The organism is Polyangium sp. 15x6 (assembly GCF_029960785.1).
GTDB lineage: Bacteria > Myxococcota_A > Polyangia > Polyangiales > Polyangiaceae > Polyangium.
The window spans coordinates 137,549-156,312 of record NZ_JASBQE010000015.1; the positions used below are offsets into that span (position 1 = coordinate 137,549).

The 18,764-nt window shown below is 69.0% G+C and carries 16 protein-coding genes; 8 read left to right on the plus strand and 8 right to left on the minus strand.

Features of this window, described 5'->3' with window-relative positions; genetic code table 11:
* The first annotated feature begins 6 nt into the window (after positions 1 to 6).
* Positions 7 to 597 carry a hypothetical protein gene (locus QHF83_RS13910; protein WP_282418296.1) on the plus strand — a complete coding sequence of 197 codons (591 nt, stop codon included), beginning with the start codon at positions 7 to 9 and terminating at the stop codon, positions 595 to 597.
* Here the strand turns inward: QHF83_RS13910 and QHF83_RS13915 are convergent.
* Positions 577 to 1,998, minus strand: coding sequence for a cytochrome P450 (locus QHF83_RS13915; RefSeq protein WP_282418297.1), 1,422 nt, complete (start codon positions 1,996 to 1,998; stop codon positions 577 to 579). The two genes, QHF83_RS13910 and QHF83_RS13915, sit on opposite strands and share 21 nt — an antisense overlap.
* A 113-nt stretch (positions 1,999 to 2,111) precedes the next feature.
* On the opposite strand from QHF83_RS13915, the gene QHF83_RS13920 reads away from it, so the two are divergent.
* On the plus strand, positions 2,112 to 4,085 hold the full coding sequence (locus QHF83_RS13920; protein ID WP_282418298.1) for a bifunctional serine/threonine-protein kinase/formylglycine-generating enzyme family protein: 1,974 nt from the start codon (positions 2,112 to 2,114) through the stop codon (positions 4,083 to 4,085).
* 116 nt (positions 4,086 to 4,201) lie between these two features.
* Positions 4,202 to 4,795, plus strand: a complete 594-nt coding sequence (locus QHF83_RS13925) for a Fe-Mn family superoxide dismutase (RefSeq protein WP_282418299.1) — start codon at positions 4,202 to 4,204, stop codon at positions 4,793 to 4,795.
* A 205-nt stretch (positions 4,796 to 5,000) separates the two neighbouring features.
* Here the strand turns inward: QHF83_RS13925 and QHF83_RS13930 are convergent, their stop codons facing one another.
* From QHF83_RS13930 to QHF83_RS13950, 5 genes are read right to left on the minus strand one after another with little or no spacing between them, the layout of a single operon-like run.
* Positions 5,001 to 5,465 (minus strand): hypothetical protein, encoded by a 465-nt coding sequence (locus QHF83_RS13930; RefSeq protein WP_282418300.1) that lies wholly within the window; start codon positions 5,463 to 5,465, stop codon positions 5,001 to 5,003.
* 26 nt (positions 5,466 to 5,491) lie between these two features.
* On the minus strand, positions 5,492 to 6,571 hold the full coding sequence (locus tag QHF83_RS13935; RefSeq protein ID WP_282418301.1) for a phosphotransferase family protein: 1,080 nt from the start codon (positions 6,569 to 6,571) through the stop codon (positions 5,492 to 5,494).
* 52 nt (positions 6,572 to 6,623) lie between these two features.
* Positions 6,624 to 7,277 carry a glutathione S-transferase family protein gene (locus QHF83_RS13940; RefSeq protein ID WP_282418302.1) on the minus strand — a complete coding sequence of 218 codons (654 nt, stop codon included), beginning with the start codon at positions 7,275 to 7,277 and terminating at the stop codon, positions 6,624 to 6,626.
* 54 nt (positions 7,278 to 7,331) lie between these two features.
* Positions 7,332 to 8,990 (minus strand): methyltransferase, encoded by a 1,659-nt coding sequence (locus QHF83_RS13945; RefSeq protein WP_282418303.1) that lies wholly within the window; start codon positions 8,988 to 8,990, stop codon positions 7,332 to 7,334.
* Positions 8,991 to 8,992: 2 nt separating this feature from the next.
* Positions 8,993 to 11,341, minus strand: a complete 2,349-nt coding sequence (locus QHF83_RS13950; protein ID WP_282418304.1) for a glycosyltransferase — start codon at positions 11,339 to 11,341, stop codon at positions 8,993 to 8,995.
* A 134-nt stretch (positions 11,342 to 11,475) separates the two neighbouring features.
* Here QHF83_RS13950 and QHF83_RS13955 point away from each other — a divergent pair, with 134 nt between their 5' ends.
* From QHF83_RS13955 to QHF83_RS13965, 3 genes are read left to right on the plus strand one after another with little or no spacing between them, the layout of a single operon-like run.
* Complete coding sequence (locus tag QHF83_RS13955) at positions 11,476 to 12,450, plus strand: carbohydrate kinase family protein (protein WP_282418305.1); 975 nt, start codon at positions 11,476 to 11,478, stop codon at positions 12,448 to 12,450.
* Positions 12,447 to 13,298, plus strand: coding sequence for a BtpA/SgcQ family protein (locus QHF83_RS13960; protein WP_282418306.1), 852 nt, complete (start codon positions 12,447 to 12,449; stop codon positions 13,296 to 13,298). Before QHF83_RS13955 ends, QHF83_RS13960 begins: the two co-directional genes overlap by 4 nt.
* A 32-nt stretch (positions 13,299 to 13,330) precedes the next feature.
* On the plus strand, positions 13,331 to 14,257 hold the full coding sequence (locus tag QHF83_RS13965; RefSeq protein WP_282418307.1) for a DUF4241 domain-containing protein: 927 nt from the start codon (positions 13,331 to 13,333) through the stop codon (positions 14,255 to 14,257).
* Between the two features lie 9 nt (positions 14,258 to 14,266).
* Here QHF83_RS13965 and QHF83_RS13970 read toward each other — a convergent pair whose 3' ends face one another.
* Positions 14,267 to 15,184, minus strand: coding sequence for a hypothetical protein (locus tag QHF83_RS13970; protein WP_282418308.1), 918 nt, complete (start codon positions 15,182 to 15,184; stop codon positions 14,267 to 14,269).
* Between the two features lie 108 nt (positions 15,185 to 15,292).
* Here QHF83_RS13970 and QHF83_RS13975 point away from each other — a divergent pair, with 108 nt between their 5' ends.
* Positions 15,293 to 15,670 (plus strand): sensory rhodopsin transducer, encoded by a 378-nt coding sequence (locus tag QHF83_RS13975; RefSeq protein WP_282418309.1) that lies wholly within the window; start codon positions 15,293 to 15,295, stop codon positions 15,668 to 15,670.
* A 3-nt stretch (positions 15,671 to 15,673) separates the two neighbouring features.
* On the opposite strand, the gene QHF83_RS13980 is transcribed toward QHF83_RS13975, so the two are convergent.
* Complete coding sequence (locus QHF83_RS13980; RefSeq protein ID WP_282418310.1) at positions 15,674 to 16,120, minus strand: hypothetical protein; 447 nt, start codon at positions 16,118 to 16,120, stop codon at positions 15,674 to 15,676.
* Between the two features lie 306 nt (positions 16,121 to 16,426).
* On the opposite strand from QHF83_RS13980, the gene QHF83_RS13985 reads away from it, so the two are divergent.
* Positions 16,427 to 18,739 (plus strand): squalene/phytoene synthase family protein, encoded by a 2,313-nt coding sequence (locus QHF83_RS13985; RefSeq protein ID WP_282418311.1) that lies wholly within the window; start codon positions 16,427 to 16,429, stop codon positions 18,737 to 18,739.
* Positions 18,740 to 18,764: the final 25 nt, after the last annotated feature.

Consider the following 18,764-nt stretch of genomic DNA (forward strand, 5'->3'; position numbering starts at 1 on the left):
CGAACGATGAAAGCCTATACGCTCGAAATCGAGGAGCTCGCGGCCCTCGTCGGCTTCTTGAATGCGAAGAAGCTCGTGGGACTCGACGAATCGCTGTTTCGCGTGTTCTCCGAGGAGAACATCCCGCGGCTCGTGGCCAAGCTGAACGAGCACGGCTGGCTCACGCCGGCCGAGCGGCCGAATACGTATCACTTCGAGGAAGACCTGATGCAAACCCTGGCCGTCGCCGTGGCGCCGGAGTTTGCCGTGCTCGCGCGATCGGAAGCGCAATCGAAGTCGATCGTGTTTTACCTGGCCGGTACGGAGATCACCGAGATCGTGATCACGGCGGATCGCGCCGTCGTCGCGCGGATCGAGAGCCTGGACGAGATGAGCGCCCAGGTGACGGCCTTCCTGCAGGGCGCGTGGCCGGGCGAGATCGCGGTCGCCCGCGTGAAGGGCGAGGCCTTCGACGCGGGACGGCGCGCGACGATCGATGCGCAGGGGACGTTGACGACGAAGACGCCGGGGCTCTTGCCGGGAAATACGTGGAGCGCCGAGAACGTCGCGGCGCTGCTGCGCGGCGCGCTGGCCGAGCTACGAGCTCCGCGAGGGTAGCCGCCGCTCCACGGAGAGCTTGAACCCCTTCGAGGGCGTGATCGTGATCCCCCGGATCTCGGCCTGCACCACCGATCCCGGCGCGATCCGGAGCTCCGTGCGTTCGAGGATCCGCGCGAGCACGATCCGCATTTCGACGCCCGCGAACGCCATGCCGAGGCAGGTCCGCCTGCCGCCGCCGAACGGGAAAAAATGATTCGTCGGGGCCGCGCCGGCCTCGAGGAACCGTTCGGGTCGGTAACGCATCGGATCACCCCACGTATCCGTGCGCCGGTGCGCGAGGGCGGTGCACGCCCAGACGATCGTATCCGGCGGGATGTCGTAATCGCGGATCTTCATGGGCTTCTTGAGATGGCGCCCCACCGCCGGCGCGATCGGCGAGATCCGCATCGCCTCTTTGATGCACGCGTCGAGATAGACGAGCTCACCCGCGCGCGTCGGATCGAAGGGTTCGTCGCCGAAGACGCGCTTCATCTCGGCGCGGATCTCGGAGAGCACCTCCGGCCGCGAGAGCACGTGATAAAGCGTCCAGGAGAGCGTGTTCGCCGTGGTCTCGTGGCCGCCGACGAGCAGGGTGACGAGCTCGTCTTGCACCTGCTCCATGGCCATGGGCTCGCCGTCGTCGTAGCGGGCCTCGGCGAGGAGCGCGAGCACGTCGGAGCGCCCCTTCGTGCCCTCCTTGCGGCAACGCTCCACGTCCTCGCGCAGGTATTCGAGGACCTCGGCCTTGGCCGCGCCCCATTTCTCCCACGGGAGCAAAGGCCGCCGCGGCACAGGGCCGCCCGCGAGGCGACGGCGCACGACCGTGTCGAGCATGGCGCGCACGCGGTTCGCATTGAGGAGCGCCGAGGCGAAAAAAAGCGCAGGGGTCATCGAGCCGTTCAGCCACGTGAGCAGCGGGCCGCGAATCCGAGCCGCACGAAAGTCGTCACCGGCGCCGAACACGCAGCGGAGGATGACGTCGAGCGTGATGTCCTGGAGCTCGCCGTGGATCGCGAGCTCGGCGCCGGACGTCCAGCGGTCCACGGCCTTGTCCGCGGCCGCGCACATCGAGGCGGCATAACTGCGCAGCCGCTCGCCGTGCAGGTGCGGCATCATGAGCTGGCGCTCGCGGTGGTGCCGATCGCCGTCGAGGAAGAGCAGCGAGTTCTCGCCGATGTTCATCGGGAACGACGTGAGCCCTTGGGCGTAATCGTCGGGCTTGAGCGCGAAGATCTGCCGCACGACCACGGGATCGCTGCTGACCACGCGCGGCGGGTCGCCGGGCAAACGTAACGTGAAGACGTCGCCGTAGCGGCGGACGCATTCTTCGAGATAGGCGTAAGGGTCACGGCCGAAGCGCATCGCCTGGAGGAAAGGCGGCTCCGCGGGCCCAGGGGGAAGCGGTGAGCGCGTCTGCATAGGGGTGTATGGTAGCCGAAGAGCTCGCTGTCGTCGCGGCGGGGTCTTCGATGTGGAGGCCTCACGCTTCCCCTTCCCCCTGCGCTCGCCTTCGCGTTATCCTCGGCGCCCGCATGGCGTCCGCTGCTCTCGCCGATCCCTTCGCCTGGGTGGGCCAAACCATCGACGGCAAGTTCCGCGTCGAGGCGGTCGTCGGCGAGGGCGGGTTCGGCATCGTGTACCGCGCCCTGCACCTCGGGCTCGGCGAGCCGGTCGCCGTCAAGTGCCTCAAGATTCCCCCAACACTCGCCCCGGACGAACGTGAACGTTTCCAGCAGAGCTTCCTCGAAGAGGGGCGCCTGCTCCGGAAGCTCTCGCGCGCGACGCCCTCGGTCGTGCAGGCCCTCGACGTCGGCGCGGCCGTCGCGCCGAGCGGCGTCTGGGCGCCGTATCTCGTGCTCGAATGGCTCCACGGCGAGACGCTCGAAGCATTCCTCGCGCGCCGGAACGACGAAAAAAAGGGCGGAATGCCCCTCGCCGACGCGGCCGCGCTCCTCGAACCCGCGGCGCTCGCGCTCGCCGCGGCGCACGACGAGGGCATCGCGCATCGAGACATCAAGCCCGCGAACCTCTTCCTGACCGACGCGGGCATCGTGGGGGGCGCAACCCCCCACACCCCCGCCGGCGTGCACACGATGAAGGTGCTCGATTTCGGCATCGCCAAGGTCATCGCGGACAATGCCTCGATCACCCGCGCGATGGAGCAGACCGGGCACGCGCCGTCGATCTTCACGCCTTTTTATGGCGCGCCCGAACAGTTCAATCGGAGGTTCGGCGCGACCGGGCCGTGGACCGACGTGTATGCGCTCGCGCTCGTGCTCGTCGAGCTCTGCTCGGGCAAGAGCGCGCTCGTCGGCGACGACGTGACGCAGCTCTACATCGCCACGACCGACGTCTCGCTGAGGCCGACGCCCCGCACCCATGGCGTACGCACGAGCCACGCCGTCGAGGCCGTCTTTCAGAAGGCGCTCGCAATCGAGCCGCGCGGCCGATACACCTCGGCGCGCCTGTTCTGGGATGCGCTGCGCGAGGCGCTCCCCTCGCCCATCGAGGCCGACGCGCCGGGCACGACCGTGGTCCGCGAAGTCAGCCACGATTCGCTCACGCCCTCGCCCCAGATCACCGAGGCGCGCACGAGCAAACCCGCCTCGTCGCGGCGCTCTCTCTTCGCGGCGATCGGCGCGTTCACGTTCGTCGCGGCCGCCCTCGCGGCATCCGTGGTGATCAAGAATCGAGGCGAGATCGAGCCCATGCCGACGGTCTCCCGCATGGGCCCCGAGTTTGGCCACGTGGAGCTCCCGAGCCCGACGGCGGAGATGATCCTCGTGCCCGCGGGCAGCTTCACGATGGGGCACGCGAAGGAAGGGAAAACCGAAAGACCAGCGCACGCCGTGACGATCTCGAAGCCGTTTTACCTCGACCGCACCGAGGTGACGGCGGAGGAATACGCGCGCTGCGTGGCCGCGGAGAAATGCACGCGGAGCGGCGTGCACGGGCCGGGCGTGGACGAGGCCGAGGCCACGAAGTTCGCGACGTTCTGCACGGAGCCCGATCCGGCGAAGGCGCGCCACCCCATCAATTGCATCGACCAGGGGCAAGCGGCGAAGCTCTGCGCGTTCCTCGGCAAACGATTGCCCACGGAGGCCGAATGGGAGTACGCCGCGCGTGGCAAGGACGAGCGTCTCTATCCCTGGGGCGAGGAGCACGCCACGTGCACGCTCGGCAATTTCTCGCGCGCGGCGGGCCAGTGCCCAGGGCGTGCAAAAGGCACGATGCCCGTGGGCTCGTTCCCGGATCACGCGAGCCCCTTCGGCGCGCTCGACATGGCCGGGAACGTCTGGGAATGGGTCGCGGACGCCTTCGATCCGGGCGCCTACACGAAAGCCGAGCGCAAGGACCCGCTCGTCGCCGCGGGCGCGAAGGGCGTGATCCGCGGCGGCTCCTGGGATTTCGCGTCGAGCGCCGCGAAGAGCACGACACGGTACGCATTCGACCGCGCCACGGGCCACGTCAGCACGGGCGTGCGCTGCGCGAAGACCGCAGACTGAAGCGGTCGATCTTTCGGCACGGCTGCCAACGTGTTGGAGAGCTGCCCACGCATTGGAGGTATCCTTGCGCCGTTTCCCTTTCGCACCTACGAGAAGAAGCGAAAGAGGAGGCGAACATGGCCATCATTCCGGCGAAGTACACGGCGAAGGATTATTCGGCGCTCAAGGGCCTGCAGGGCATCACCGACGATCAGGTCGCCGTCCACCTCACGCTTTACAATGGGTACGTCACGCGCTCGAACAAGCTGAACGAGACGCTCGCGTCGATGGTCGCCGAGAACAAGGCGAGCACGTTCGAATACAACGAGCTGAAGCGCCGCGCAGGCTGGGAGATCAACGGCGTCCTGCTCCACGAGTATTACTTCGACAACCTCACGGCGAAGGCGACGGACGGCAAGGACTCGCGGTTCGCCGAGGCCATCGCGCGCCAGTACGGCAGCCTCGACGACTGGAAGAAGGACTTCCTCGGCGTCGCCAAGATGCCAGGCGTCGGCTGGGCCATCACGTATTTCGATCCCACGCGCGGTCAGTTCGACAATTACTGGATCGACCGCCACGACGTCGGTCACCCCGCAGGCCACCGCCCAATCGTGGTGCTCGACCTCTGGGAGCACGCGTGGAGCGCGTACCTCAAGCCCACCGAGCGCGCGAAGTACCTCGAGGACTTCTTCGGGAACGTGAACTGGAACGTCGTCGACGGGCGGCTCTGATGGCGTAGCGCCGGGGTTTCACCCCGGGCCCCGACCAGGGGCTGTCCGCCCCTGGACCCGGACCAGCGCAAGCGCTGGACTGTGGGTGCATCGGCCGCGATGCGGCCGATGCAAGGATATCTCTCAGAGGGTGTTTCACAGGCGTCGCGAGCGGCTCGAGGCCGACCGACGCATCGAGCCGCGCAGCAGCCTGTGGAACACCCTCTCAGGGCTCGGCCGGGGGCAAACCCACGCGGAGCATGGCCTTGTTCGGCACCGTCTCCACGAGGCCGACCCAGACCCCCGTCGCCTGCTGATAACACACCTTCCCGCCCGGCAATTCGCGCCCGAGGCTGACGTCTTTCGTCTCGCTCCCGTGTCGCACCGTGACCCGCGCCATCGCGAGGTTCCGATCCGCGGCGACGGGCGTGTATTTGACCTCCCGCACCGTGACCTCCACGCCTTGCTCGAAGGCGAAGGCCTTGTTCACATCGACGGCCACGCCAGCGAGCGGCGCCTTGCCCGGATCCTTTGCAGGGCCGAGCCAGCGTACGTTCTGCACGACGGGCGGCTGCGGGCCCTCGCATTGCATCGACGCCTGCGTAGGCGCGTCCGGGCCGTCCAGCGTGGCCTCCGAGGCCCCGCATCCGAGGAGACCGATCCCGAGCATTGCCGCGAAAAACCCCCGCATGATGTTCCTCCGTGCTCCCATGGTGACTAGCCCGCGCGAACCCCGGCGATGTTGCATCCGAGATCGGCCAGCGCAAAGACCGCGGCCCCGAAAGCGCCCGCGCTCTCCGAGCTCGCGTTGCCTTGCAGGCTGCGCTTGTAGACGCCCTGCGCGATCGCCGCCAACCGAAAAATGCCGAACGCCATGAAATAAGGCCAGTCCTCGATCTCGCCCCGGCCCGTGAGCTTGCAATACGCCTCGACGAGCCCCTTCTCGTCGGGAATGCCGAGCGCCCCGAAATCCGCACCGACGAGGCTGCCACGCCCCGGGAGCGCGAGGTGATACCCCATGCAGAGATACGCGAGGTCACTCACCGGATGCCCGAGCGTCGAGAGCTCCCAGTCGATGATCGCGAGCGCGCGAGGCTCGTTCGCCGCAAAGATCACGTTGTCGATGCGGTAATCGCCATGGACGAGCGTGGTCTCGTCGTGCCTCGGCGCGCTCTTTCCGAGGAAGGCCATGAGCGCCTCCATCGCGGGCACGTCGCCCGTGCGCGAAGCCTCGTACTGGCGCGACCAGCGCTGCACCTGGCGCGGGACGAACCCGCCGATCTTGCCATAATCGCCGAGGCCCACAGCCGCGTAATCCACGCGGTGGAGGGCGGCGAGGGCGCGGACGAGGTCGTCGTAGATCGCGCGGCGTTCGTCCGGGCCGCTCGTCCCCGGGAGCTGGGGATCCCAGAAGATCCTGCCCGGGACGTGGCGCATGACGAAAAACGGCGTGCCGATCACGGCCGGATCCTCGCAGAGCGAAAGGGCCTCGGGCACGGGTACGTCCGAGCCGCCGAGCGCGCGCATCACGCGGTATTCGCGCTCGACCGCGTGCGCCGAGGGCAGGAGCTCCCCCGGCGGCTTCTTGCGCAGGACGAGCTCGATGTCGCCGTCGGGTCCCGAAAAGCCGATCCAGTACGTCGGGTTCGACTGACCGCCCTGGAACTGGAGCGCGGTGACCGCGCCTCCGCCGCGGCACGCCTCGACGTTCGCCGCGAGCCAGCGCGCGAGCGAGGGCTCGTCGATGCGGTGGGCTTCACGCGGAGGGCGGGCGCTCTTCGGCGGCACGAGGGGCATGGCGAGGGGCTTATAACACGAACGCCCCCGCCGTCGTCGATTGGAAAGAGGCTCAGCCGCGGCGGTTCGCCATGAGCTGGGCAAACGCCTCGCGGCTGCCTTCGAGGACCCGCGCGACGTGCGGCCGCTGGCCGATGCGCTCGACGTACGCGGCGACCTCGGGCGCGTCGGCGAAGACGTCCGCGCCGAACACGCGCTGGGTGGCCAGCGAGACGAGCGGGTAGTGCACGGCCACCGCGCAGTCGGCGAGGGTGAACGCGGAGCCGGCGACGAACGGATCGAACTTCGCGAGCTGCGAGAAGGCCCGGATGCCCTTGGCGAGATCGGCCTTGATCGCGGCCTTGGCCTCGTCGGAGATCGAAGCGCCCATGAAGGCGGCGGGGTAGGCGCGCCGCGCGACGAGCTCGACGTTGAGCTCGAAGACCTGGATGAGCTCGCGGACCTTGGCGCGGGCGAACGGATCACGTGGATAGAGAGGGTTGTCCGGGTACACCTCTTCCAGGTACTCGCAGATCACCTGCGACTCGCAGACGACGCCGTGCGGCGTCTCCAGGAAGGGCACGCGTCCCATGGGGGATCGCGCGAGATGCGCGGGGTCCTGGGAGGGAAAACAGCTCGGATCTTCCTCGTGCGGAATGCCCTTCTCCAGGAGGGCGAGGCGGACCTTGTTGTGGTAATTGCTGATGCGAAAGCCGCAGAGCTTCATGCGTCGGATGATGGATCGGATGGGCCTTCCGTGGGAAGGGCCTACCGAGAGCCGTCAGGCGGGCGACGCCACGAGGACCTGCGGCAGGGACGGCGTCGTTTGCACACGCACGAGTCGGAGCCCCGCGGCGTCGAGGATTCGCTCGAAATCGCGGCACGTCCGCTCACGGCCGCCGGTCACGGCAAGGAGGTGGAGGTCACAGAGTCCACCGCCGGGTCCGTCCTCGTCGAGCACCATTTCCACGATGGCAATGCGGCCGCCTGGTTTCAATGCATCACGCGCGCGGACGAGGAGGCGGATCGCGTCGGGGTCGTCCCAATCGTGGAGCACGCGCGCGAAGAGCACGACGTCGGTCGAGACGGGCCAGGGTTCGAAAAGGTTCGTCTCAACAAACCGAACGGGGACGCTCGGCTCGGCCGCCGCCGGGACGCCCGGGAGTTCGAGCACGAAGACCCGGCTCGAAGGCCACGTCGCGGCGACGAGAGACGCGAGCGTGCCCGTGCCTCCGCCCGCGTCGACGACGACATCGCCTGCCTGAATGGGCAAACGTGCGACCAGGGGCTCGTAATCGTATCGAGCGTAGCTCTCCAGCATGCGATGGTGCGTGCGGCATCGCTCCGGCGAGCGCGCGACCTCGCGGAAGATGTCGTCGGGCCGATGGACCTCGGCGCGTAATGCCCTTGCGAGAGAGGTCCACCGCTCCCGGAGCGGTCCCGCGTATTCGAGCGCGGCGCCGGCGAGCGTGAGCGGATGATCGGCGCAAAGAAACGCGCCTTTGGGTGTCGCGATGAAGTCGCCGTCGGATCGCCGCGTGACCACGCCGAGCTCCGCGAGGGCCCGGAGCACACGCCGCATCTTGTCGACGGGCGTCCCGCAACGCTCCGCGAGAGCGTTTTCCGCGCCGGGCAAACCGTCGAACACGCCGAGCGACACCGCCGCGGCGAGCGTATCCGTCCTCCAGTGCCCCACGAGGTCCCCGGACAGCGCGGCGAAATCGGTCGCACGAGCGGGCCGGATCTCCACGATCGTGTCGCCTCGCTCGTCGATGACCTCGCGCCCCCCGTCGAATCGCTCGACGCGCGCCTGGCCATTGTAGAACGGCTCGACCGCCGCGAATCGGCGCGCGTACGTGGCCCGCCCTGCCCTGTCCACGTGCGTCCACCCGGATGCGTCCCGCGCGCGGGCAAACCCCTTGTGGAACACGTCGAGGTCCACGAACCAGAGGCCATGCAAGAGCGCGCCGTCCGCGCGAACGTGGGTCGAGCGTCCGTCCTCGGCCTGCACCACGGCCGAGCCCTCGCGGAAATCACCGGCATAACGCCATCGCGTCGCGGAAATCGGACGACCCCCGGGATCGAGGTGGCCGTAGAGCCCGCGATCGTCGCGGAAGGCGCATCGATCGTGCTGGTAGTTCCCGCACCAGGCGTGACGCTCGTGATAGAGGTCGGTCCCGTCCGGCAGGATATGGTGCCATCCTTCACGCCCGCGCACGGCGGCTCGCCCCTCGTAAAAGCCGAACGTGCGCTCGAAGCGCCGCGGATATGCGGCCCGTCCACGCACGTCGACGTGAAAGGCCTCGCCCGCGCGGCGCACGGGCGCGAGGCCCGGCGCATGGAACGCGAGGACCTCGTCGAACCGCTCGTCGTAAAGGGGCTCGCCGGAGACGACGTGGTGCGTCCCGTCCTCGGCCACGCGCGCTCGTTGCCATTCCATGGTCATGGCGCTCCCACGGGTTTGCGCATGTTGCAGCCGAGGCAAAGACCCCGCGTTCGATAGGTCGCGACGAGGCGCCGATACGGTTCACCGTTCCAGATCGCCAAGAGCCCCTGGGCGTGGAGCGACCCGAAATCGCCGAGCGTGCGCCGCTGCTCGTCCGGAGCGCAGCACGGATCGAACCGGCCCTCCGCGCTCACCCACGCCTCTTGCCCCAAAAAGGGACAGGGCCCGCCCGACGCGAGGTCCTCCGACGCGGATTCCGAGAGGAGGAAAATGTTCTCCAGCAGGAGGTACTTTCCATTTGGCAACGTCTTCGCCGACGCCGCGGCGCGCGCGTCGAGCACGGCCGCGTTCCACCGCTGGATCGCCTCGGGGCTCCGCCGCATGGAGAGCCCTTCGATCTCGGGAAAATGCGCCCAGAGGTGGTGGCCTTTGACGCGATCGACGCCGAGCTCGATCGCGAGCCGCACGATATCGGCGAGTTCATGCACGTTCGTCTCGAGGAACGTGAGCTGGAACGTGACGCGGCACCGGTCGGAGTTCGTCCGGGCATGTGTGTCACGCACGTCGAGGAACGTTCGCACGTCGTCGAGCATCTTCTCCCATCGCGCGCCGATCATGACGCGCTCCTGGGTCCCCTTCGTGGCGCCGTTCCAGGAGATTTTGACGTCCGACGTCACGGGCACGATACGCTCGGCCCAGGCGCGGGCGCCGAGGCGCGGGAACGTCCCGTTCGTGGTGAGGTTCATCTTCACGCCGTACTTGCGGCAGAGCTCGATGATCTCCTCGAAATGCTCGTAGAGGAGCGGCTCCCCCATGGTGGAAGGGATGATTTCGCGGAGGCCCTTGCCCGCCGCCTCTTCGACCACCTTGCGGACGAGCTCGATCGGCATGACCCGGCGAGGTTTGCCGAGGAGCCGGCGTTTGTCCTGCTTGTCGCTGTGCGGCGAGTGCTCCTCGCACATCACGCATTGCAGGTTGCAGGTGTCCGGGTTCGTGTCGAACGTGATGCGCCACGGCCCCGGCCGCGGATCGAGCCGGGCCGTGTCCCTGCGCGCGAGGGCCTCTTCGTACATGGCCTCGACCGCGCGCACGTGCGAATCGATGTCGGGGACGCGGCCTTCCGGATCCTGCGCGTACCCTCGGCTCCCGAGGCGCCGCGCGAGGTCTGGCTCGTCCACGAGGCGCTGCATCTGCTTCGCGAGCGCCGTGGGATCGCGGTGCGCGAAGAGGAGGCCATTCTCCTCGTGATGGACGTACTCCGCCATTCCGCCGACATCGGCCGTGATCACGGGGACGCCCGCCGCGAGGGCCTCGTGAATGACGAGCGGCGAGTTCTCCACCCACACGCTCGGCACGATGATCGCGTCGACCCGATCGAAGACGTCGCGCACCATGTCCTGGTTGCGATATTCGGGGAGCCATTCGATGCGGTCGGGCGCGTCGCCGGACAGCCGCCTTCCGAGCTCCCGCAACGCATCCGTATCCTGCCCCCGCGGTCGCCCCCAGATACGCAGGCGCGCGTCTCCGCGAACCGCGCCGAAGGCCTCGATCAAATGGTGGATTCCCTTGGCCGGGATGTGCGTCCCGATGTACCCGAACGTGAACGACTCACCTTGCTCCCGGCGGCGTCCCTGGAGCCTTTCGAGATCGAAGCCATAATCGAGGTAAGTGAGCTTCCGTGGCGGGATCCCGAAATGATCACGGTAGCGATCGTGGAGATACCTCGAAGGCGCGACGAAGAGATCCACGAGCTCGACCATTTCACGCACGTGCTTCATGCGCCGCGACACCCAGCCCGTCCAGTAGGCGACGTCCTCGGCGCGCTCGTCGGGCGCGCCGGAGAAATACCGCGCGTAGCAGCGCTCGGCGCATTTTCGATCCTCCTGCCCATCGCAGGCGGCCCAGAGGTCGTTCGGATCCTCCGGGTGCATCTGCATGAACTGGCCGCGTGGACACATGATCCAGTAATCGTGCAGCGTGTAGAGGATGGGGATCTGTCGCGTGGCCGGGACGACGAGGAGCGAGGTGGAGAGGTGATTGAGGTGGCCCACGTGGACCACGTCGGGGCGAAGCTCGTCGCAGAGCTCGGCGAACCGCTGATCCACCTCGACGTGCCTGTACCTGTCGCGGCTCCGTGGCACGTTGACGACGTGCAGAGTGACACGCGGGTCGGTCACGTCGTGCTCGCGCCGGAGCGCGAAATCGGGTGCGAACGAGTCCTCCTCGCGCGTGAAGACGTGCACCTCGTGGCGCGGCGCGAGCGCGTGACAGAGGGTCTGCGTGTACACTTCCGAGCCGGCGTTGTACCGCATCGGATACCCGTGAATGACCTGCAGGATCTTCATGCTGCGCTCCCCCGCCGAACCTCGCGCATCATACACGCCCAGCCGAGGACCTCCGCCAGCCATCTTGCGGTCGACTCGTGATATGGTGTGCCCATGATGGCTTTCGGAGACCGTCCGGGCTAGAGTCCGTCGGCATGGTTTTCCTCGTCGTCGGCGACGCCAACGCAGACATCTCGAGCACGCTCGCGCGTTTTCCGGACGAGGGCGACGACGTGCCGATGACGTCGCTCGGGTACGGTAGCGGTGGCTCGGGCGCGAACGTGGCGACGGCGCTCGCGAAGCTCGGCGCGCGCGCCCGGCTCGTCACGGCGGTCGGCAACGATCCCGGTGCGGAGATCGCGCTCCGGGCCGCCCGGGAGGCGGGCGTCGATCTTTCGTTCGTCGAGACGCACCAAGCGGTGGCCACCGGGCACTGCGTCGTGGCCATTTCCCCCGGCGGCGAGCGGACGTTCCTGAGCTTCCGCGGCGCGAATGCCGCAGTCTCGTGCCCCGATCTCGCGGCGGTGTTCCAGGACGTCGTGCATTTGCATGTGGCAGGGCACGCGCTCCTCGGAGGCGCGCAGGGGACGACGACGCTCGCGTTGATGGCGGAAGCGAATCGCCGCGAAATCCCCATCTCGCTCGATATCTGTCTGCCGCTCGTCCGTGCCCGGGCCGCGGAGCTCTTCGCGCTCGCCCCGCGGTTTTCGGTGCTCTTCGGCAACCAAAGCGAGCTCGGCGCGCTCGCCGCCTCCTGCGAGGCTGCCATCGCGGAGCTCCTTGCCGCGGGCGTGCCGCTCGTCGTGGGCAAGCTCGGCGCCGAGGGCGCCGTCGTGGCCGAAGGGCCCGCACGAACGTTTCTGCCTCCGTTTCCCGCCGACGTGCGTGACACGACGGGCGCCGGAGATGGGTTCGTCGCAGCATTCCTGTACGCGTGGCGCCGCGGCGCTTCCACGGCAAACGCGGGCAGGCTCGGCAATGCCGCGGGCGCGCTCGTCGTGAGCCGGCTTGGCGCGGCGACGTCGCTGCCGGGGCAGGAGGAGCTTTCCCACCTGCTCTCGGGGCATGGTATCGAGCTGGATTCGTTCTTGTTCGCAAACGAAAACCCAACGATCGGAAGGGAGACATGACGCCTCCGTGGAAAGCGCGCCTCGACGCGCTCAAGCTCCAGGATCTCGGGGACCTCTTCGGCACGAAGAAGCCCGTCCTCGGAATGGTGCATTGCTGGCCGCTGCCCGGCGCGCCGGGATATTCGGGCTACGGGATGGACGTGATCCTCGAACATGCAATCCGCGACGCTCGCGCGCTCGCGGAGGGCGGCGTGGACGGGATCATCGTGGAGAACATGTGGGACATCCCCTTCCGCGCCGGATCCCACATCGCGCCCGAGAGCATCGCGGCGCACGCGGTCGTGGCGCGGGCCGTGGGGCAGGCCGTGCCTTTGCCGCTCGGCATCAACCTCGTGCACAACGGCGGCGTCGCGCTGCTCGGAATCGCGATCGCCGCGGGCGCGAAGTTCGTCCGGGTATGCATGCTCGCGGGCGCGGGCGTGTGGGAGGCGGGCTCGTGGGACGAGGGGTGCGCGGCGGAGCTCTTGCGGCGGCGCAAGGAGCTCGGCGCCGAGCACATCAAGCTGTTTGCCGACGTCGACAAGAAACATTCGGTGCGGTTTCCGGGCATCGATCTCGCGACGCACATCGAATGGACGCGTTTCTCCGGGGCCGACGCGCTCATCGTGTCCGGAAAGATGACGGGGGACGCGCCGGATCTCGTGAAGGTGCGGGAAGCGAAAGCGCTCGCCGGGGATTCGCCGGTGCTCATCGGCAGCGGCGCGACCGAGGAGAACGTGACGGCTTTCCTCGGCGCGGCTGACGGCGTGATCGTGGGATCGAGCATCAAAGAGAACGGGCGCATCGAGGAGCCAGTCGACGTGGAGCGCGTGCGTAAGTTCGTGCGGGCCGCGCGCGCCGCCGGTTGATATCACCGAGTTTCCAGCTACCCTCGCCCGCCGTGCCTTCCTTCCGACGCGCTCTTCCGCCGACGTTATCGCTCGCTACAGGTTTGGTGCTGCTCCCGCTCTCCGGGTGCAGCACCTCGTCCACGCCCGCGCCTCGGGAAACTTCGCCGGCCGTGACCGCGGCGCCCCCGCCTTCAAGCCCTCCTTCGGCGGCGCAGGAGCGCCCGAAGGCGAGCGTACCTGGGCCGGCGCAGATCGATTTCCACGACCTCTTCACGGGCGCACCGCTGCGTGCGCGCGACGAGGAAAACGACGAGCTCGTCGCCGTGCCGACGCGCCGCCTCGGCATCGGGATGCTCGTCGTGCCGACGGGAAAACTCATGGCGGGTGATCCGCTCGCAAACCTCTCGGCGAACCAGGTGCTCTCGCGCGCGGTCCCGCCGGGGCGTTACCCCGTCGAGCTTCTCCTCCTGGACGACGAGCGAGGCCGTGCCGATTCGCTCTTGCTCGCGCGTGTCGTCTTCACCGCCGGCCGCCCGGCGCGATGGGAGACGGCGGCGGTCGCGGGAGAGAATCCCACGCCGTCCCGCCCCGGAGCGCGTACGGGGTATCCGTCCGACGCCGCGACGGGCTGCTTCGTGGACGCCAGCGTGCACGCCGAATATGCGCCGCCGGGCCAGGTGCGCCGATCCATCCGCGGCGGCATCGTGCACGAGGAACACATCAACGATGGTCGCGCCGAGCGAAACAGCGGCGAGCTGATACAGGCGCTCCGGGCGACGCGCGGCGCTCCAGGCGGGAGCCTCGGTCATGCAGAATGGAAAGGGACGCTCGGAAACCTCGTCGCGTTCGGGCTCGGCGGGGATCAGGTCGTGCCGACGTACTGGGGGATCGACGCGAGCGGCGCGCTGGTGGAGATCATATCGGTCGTCGACCTGGATGAAAAGAGGTTTCCGGACGTGCGATGGCCGGACGGTTGAGAAACCTTTTCAAGGTTCGGCGAACGCGCGGTACATCGCCGGATCCGTGATCGAGCGCAGTTTGCCCGAGCCGGCCACGAAGACGTAGCGCGTGAGCACGTGGCCGACCTTGCCGCCGAACCGCGTGATCTTGCGGCAATCGGCGGTGTAGGTCTCATTGTCCGCCGCCGCCGAGAAATCGCAGAGCTCGTGCACGGCCGCGTAATCTTCATATTTGCCAAACTCGTGCTCGAAGACGGCGACCGCCTCGGCGCGCGACTTTTCCTTGAGGAAGACGCGCACGCGCTCGTCGAAGAAGCCCGTGAGCGCGGAGGCGCGGCGCGCATTCAAGGTCCGCTCGAGGTCGAGGACGTTCTTCGCCATGGCCCGGAGCATGGCCGGCTGAATGTCGCGGCCCGCCGCGGCGAGCGCGGGCGTGCAGCAGGCGCCGGCGCGGAACGGGCTCGCCTGCGCCCCGGGGGCGACGGTCTTCCGGCCACACCCCGCCCCGCCGCCGCGCACCAAAAACCCCGCGTCGCGCTCGGGCGTGAGGGTCCAGGTCTCGACGGCGGAGACGGCCGGATCGGCTTCGCAGGCGGCCTGCCATTGCGTGGCCGTGCAGAGGTGTTTGCCCGCGGCGACGCACGCGTCCTCGGCGGCGAGCCAGGCCATGCCCTCGTCGCCTGCCGCGCGCTCGAAGGAAAACTCGCCGAGCAGGCTCCCGTCCGCGAGCGTCTTGCTCGGCACTTTGCGGGCCGGAAGCGCAGGGAGGCTCGGCGCGGCGGGCGAGGGAGCGGCGCTTTCAGCACGCGAGGGCGTGGGGACCGCGCTCGCGGGCGGTGATGCGGAGGGCGCGGTCTCGGGGGCCTTCGTCGGGGACACGCTTTCGTCCCGACAACCGGTCCCGAGGACGAGCGAGAGGGCGACCATCCCGACGCGGACGAACATTCGCAGGCAGCATACAGGCAAGCTCGGGCGAAGGGAACGCGCCTCGGCGGCACGGGCTCTGCAGGCCGCGTTTTTCGGGGCGGAAGCGCCCGGAGGAGGGGGACCAGGATGAGCAAGCCGGCAGGGTGCAAACGGTGGTCGGTCGCGGAGGGGCACTTGGCGAAGCGGGCGGGCGACGCGGAGCCCGACGGCGCGAACGACGTGCTCTGGCTGCTCAATGCCTCCGCGCACGAGGCGCACGTGGAGATCATGGTGTACTTCGAGCACCGCGTGCCGGCCGGGCCCTACCGGCTCACGCTCCTGCCCGAGCGGAGCCGGCGGGTCCGCTGGCAGGACCTCGAAGGCCCGGAGCCGCTGCCGATCGGAACGGATTTCGCGAGCGTGATCGAGTCGGACGTTCCGATCGTCGTGCAATACACGCGCGTGTCGCCCGGGGGCACGGGCGCGATGACGACGATCGCGCACTGGGAGCGCTGCGGTATGTGAGGTTCAGCGGACCGGCGCGCAATTCGGGTAGAGCCGTTGCATCGAGGCCGCGCTGCAAAGCGCGACGATGTCGGGCTGCGTGAGCGTGGTCTCTTGCGCGGCGCGCTCATAACACTCGATCGGGGCGAGCGACTCGGCACAGCGGCAGAGCACTATCGCCTGCGAGGAGAGCATGAGCCCGGCAGCGGCTCGCTCGTAGCAGGCGATCGGCGCATCCGACGTCGCGCCCGTGCACAGGAGATAGGCGTCGTGCTGCGTGAGCATCGTGCGATCCCGCGCGCGCTGGTAACAGCCGAGCGCGGGGAACGGCTCCTCCGCCTGCACCGGGAGGAGCGTCGCGTTTTGCGGACGCGCGCCTTCGGGTTCACGGGAAATGGTGGGCGCGTCGCGCTCGCAAGAGGCGAGCGAGGCGACGAGCGCAGCCCAGATCAAGGTTCCCCTCGTACTCATGTCCGTCCACACATGCAATGGTCGGGCGAGAACAGGACGTTGCTCGAAAGCAACACCGGAGAGACGGACGGATGCGAACACGGCTTCGCGCCCCGCCGCCCCAGCAACAAAAAGCACGTGAACGTAGGCGGGCGCCCCTTGACACGATTGCCCTTCGTGCGCCATGTACCGCGTCTCCGCAAAGTCGGACGATCGGGCCGAACGATCGAAACGGCAATGCGGTACACAAACACTGGGCACTGATTCTTCGATTACTTCGTTGACAGCCGAGACCACGAGGCGCCGGCGGTAAGGGAGCGGCACGGAATGGCGAGGCATGACGTTTCTGGGCTCCGCGACGCGGGGCTGCGGATTGGTTTGTCCGAGGACGGGAGCGGGGCCATGGCCGCCGCCCTGGAGGCGCTCGCCGCGCAGAGGGTCGCCGATCGCGATTTCTGCGTCCGCACGCTGCCGCGCGTCTCCCGGACGTTCGCGCTCTCGATCTTGTCGTTGCCCGAGGGGCTCTCCGATTCCCTCTGCGCCGCGTATCTCCTCTGCAGGGTCGTCGACAGCATCGAGGATGCGAATCCGATCGCGCCCGAGACCCGCGTGTCGCTCTTCGACGCGTTCGACGCGCTCATGCGGGGCGAGGCGGGCACTCTCACCGAATTCGAGGCTCGATTCGCGGACGAGGCCATCGGGATGGCCGAGGCCGATCGCGCGCTCTGCAAGGGCTCGGGCGCGGTGTTTCGGGTCTACCGCGCGCTGCCCGCGGCCGATCAGGAGGCGATCCGGCCGTGGGTGCTCGAGATGAGCCGGGGGATGCGCGAGTACGCGGGACGCGCGGACGCCGAAGGCAAGACGCGCATCCGCGACGTGGCCGACCTCGAGCGATATTGTTATTTCGTGGCCGGCACGGTGGGCGAGCTGCTCACGTCACTCTTCGAGCGCACGGTGCCCACGGCGAGCGAAGAGGTCCGCAAAGCGGCGCGGAGCCGCGCGACGCGGTTCGGGCTCGGCCTGCAGATGGTGAACGTGCTGAAAGACGTCGCCGAGGATCTCGATCGCGGCGCGTGTTTCCTGCCGGAAGACGTGCTCGCCCGGCACGGGGTTCGTCGCGACGTACTGCTCTCGCCCGAGGCGCGCGCGAACGGGCTCGCGGCCGTGTCCGAGGTGTGCACGATCGCGCGAAGGCACCTCGACGCCGCGGTCGAGTACACGCTCTGCTGGCCGGGCCGCGAGGGCGCGGAGGTGCGCGCGTTCTGCGCCGTGCCGCTCGCGCTGGCGATCGCCACGCTGCGTGAAGTGGAGCGCGGCGAGGACACGCTCGTCCGCGGGCGCGAGCCGAAGATCGACAAGCGTCTCGTGGCCGAGGTGCTCGCCGGCGCGCGGCGCGCGGCCGAGAGCGACACCGCGCTCACCGCCCTGTTCGCCCGCGCGGGCGAGGCCAGGCCGAGCGCGCCCGCGGGCGGGACGGGTCGCGCGGCGATGCCGTTGCTCCGCGCGCGGAGGCCGCCGGTTCCGCCCGAGCGGCGCGCGTCGATGACCGTGATCCGCGGCGGCGCGGATGCGAAGAAGTCGTCGGGAAGCGAGGCCTCTCGGAATGACGCGCGGACCCGCGAGGGGCGCGTGCTCGTGACGGGCGGCGCGGGGCACCTCGGGCAGAACCTCGTGCGGCGCCTCGTCGCCGAGGGCAAGGAGGTCCGCGTGCTCGTGCGGGGCGCGCGCGGCGCGGCGGCGCTCGCGGGGCTGCCCGTCGAGGTCGTAACCTGCGACGTGCGGGACGCGGACGCGCTCGGCGCAGCGACGCGCGGCATCGCGGAGGTGTATCACGCGGCGGCCCTGGTGGCCGAGGGCGACGAGCAGGCGTTTTTCGAGACAAACGTGCTCGGGACACGCGCGCTGCTCGGCGCATGTCGCGAGGCCGGCGTGCGGCGGGTCGTCGTGACGAGCTCGCTCGATGCGGTGCGGTACGACGAGACGCGCGGCGCGCCGATCGACGAGGCGACGCCGCTCGACCCGTTCTCCGCGCACTCGCCGCACGCGCGGACGAAGGCGCTCGCGGAGCACGAATGCTTGAAGGCCGTGGCCGACGGGCTCGACGTGGTCGTGGTTGCGCCGACGACGCTCGTCGGGCCCTTCGACGAGCGGCCGAGCGCGATCGGCCGGGCGCTCGTGGATCACGCGAACGGGAGGCTCCGCGCCTTCGCGCGCGGCGCGCTCCTGCTCACGTCGACGCGCGACGCGGTGGAGGCCCACCTCGCGGCGATGCGGAGCGGGCGCAAAGGGCAGAAGTACGTGGTCGCGACCGAGCTCGTGTCGATCGACGATCTGCTCTCGTTCTTCGAGGAAGCGAGCGCGCGGCGCCGCCCGCCGTTCGCCGTGCCGGGCTTGCTCGCGCGGACGTCGCTCGCGCAGAAGTTCGCGGCGGCGCGTATGCTCGGAGGCGAGCGTCCGCCCGGCGCGCCGTCGCCCGCGTCCTCGCCGCGGCGCGCGGATACCTCGAAGGCGGAGCGCGAGCTCGGCTTCGTTCCCACGTGCGTGCGAAGCGCGATTTACGACGCATACGCCGATTTCTTCCGTCGGGCGCTCGTGCCCGAGGGCCCCGCGTCGCGCGGGGCGCACGTCACGCGTCCGTGAACGCGTGAGACCAGGGGGCGGTCAC

What these genes read in the sequence shown, in the direction of transcription:
- QHF83_RS13910 (WP_282418296.1), top strand. Translation starts at nt 7, where the DNA reads ATGAAAGCCTATACGCTCGAAATCGAGGAGCTCGCGGCCCTCGTCGGC.
- QHF83_RS13915 (WP_282418297.1), bottom strand. Translation starts at nt 1,998, where the DNA reads ATGCAGACGCGCTCACCGCTTCCCCCTGGGCCCGCGGAGCCGCCTTTC.
- QHF83_RS13920 (WP_282418298.1), top strand. Translation starts at nt 2,112, where the DNA reads ATGGCGTCCGCTGCTCTCGCCGATCCCTTCGCCTGGGTGGGCCAAACC.
- QHF83_RS13925 (WP_282418299.1), top strand. Translation starts at nt 4,202, where the DNA reads ATGGCCATCATTCCGGCGAAGTACACGGCGAAGGATTATTCGGCGCTC.
- QHF83_RS13930 (WP_282418300.1), bottom strand. Translation starts at nt 5,465, where the DNA reads ATGCGGGGGTTTTTCGCGGCAATGCTCGGGATCGGTCTCCTCGGATGC.
- QHF83_RS13935 (WP_282418301.1), bottom strand. Translation starts at nt 6,571, where the DNA reads ATGCCCCTCGTGCCGCCGAAGAGCGCCCGCCCTCCGCGTGAAGCCCAC.
- QHF83_RS13940 (WP_282418302.1), bottom strand. Translation starts at nt 7,277, where the DNA reads ATGAAGCTCTGCGGCTTTCGCATCAGCAATTACCACAACAAGGTCCGC.
- QHF83_RS13945 (WP_282418303.1), bottom strand. Translation starts at nt 8,990, where the DNA reads ATGGAATGGCAACGAGCGCGCGTGGCCGAGGACGGGACGCACCACGTC.
- QHF83_RS13950 (WP_282418304.1), bottom strand. Translation starts at nt 11,341, where the DNA reads ATGAAGATCCTGCAGGTCATTCACGGGTATCCGATGCGGTACAACGCC.
- QHF83_RS13955 (WP_282418305.1), top strand. Translation starts at nt 11,476, where the DNA reads ATGGTTTTCCTCGTCGTCGGCGACGCCAACGCAGACATCTCGAGCACG.
- QHF83_RS13960 (WP_282418306.1), top strand. Translation starts at nt 12,447, where the DNA reads ATGACGCCTCCGTGGAAAGCGCGCCTCGACGCGCTCAAGCTCCAGGAT.
- QHF83_RS13970 (WP_282418308.1), bottom strand. Translation starts at nt 15,184, where the DNA reads ATGTTCGTCCGCGTCGGGATGGTCGCCCTCTCGCTCGTCCTCGGGACC.
- QHF83_RS13975 (WP_282418309.1), top strand. Translation starts at nt 15,293, where the DNA reads ATGAGCAAGCCGGCAGGGTGCAAACGGTGGTCGGTCGCGGAGGGGCAC.
- QHF83_RS13980 (WP_282418310.1), bottom strand. Translation starts at nt 16,120, where the DNA reads ATGAGTACGAGGGGAACCTTGATCTGGGCTGCGCTCGTCGCCTCGCTC.
- QHF83_RS13985 (WP_282418311.1), top strand. Translation starts at nt 16,427, where the DNA reads ATGGCGAGGCATGACGTTTCTGGGCTCCGCGACGCGGGGCTGCGGATT.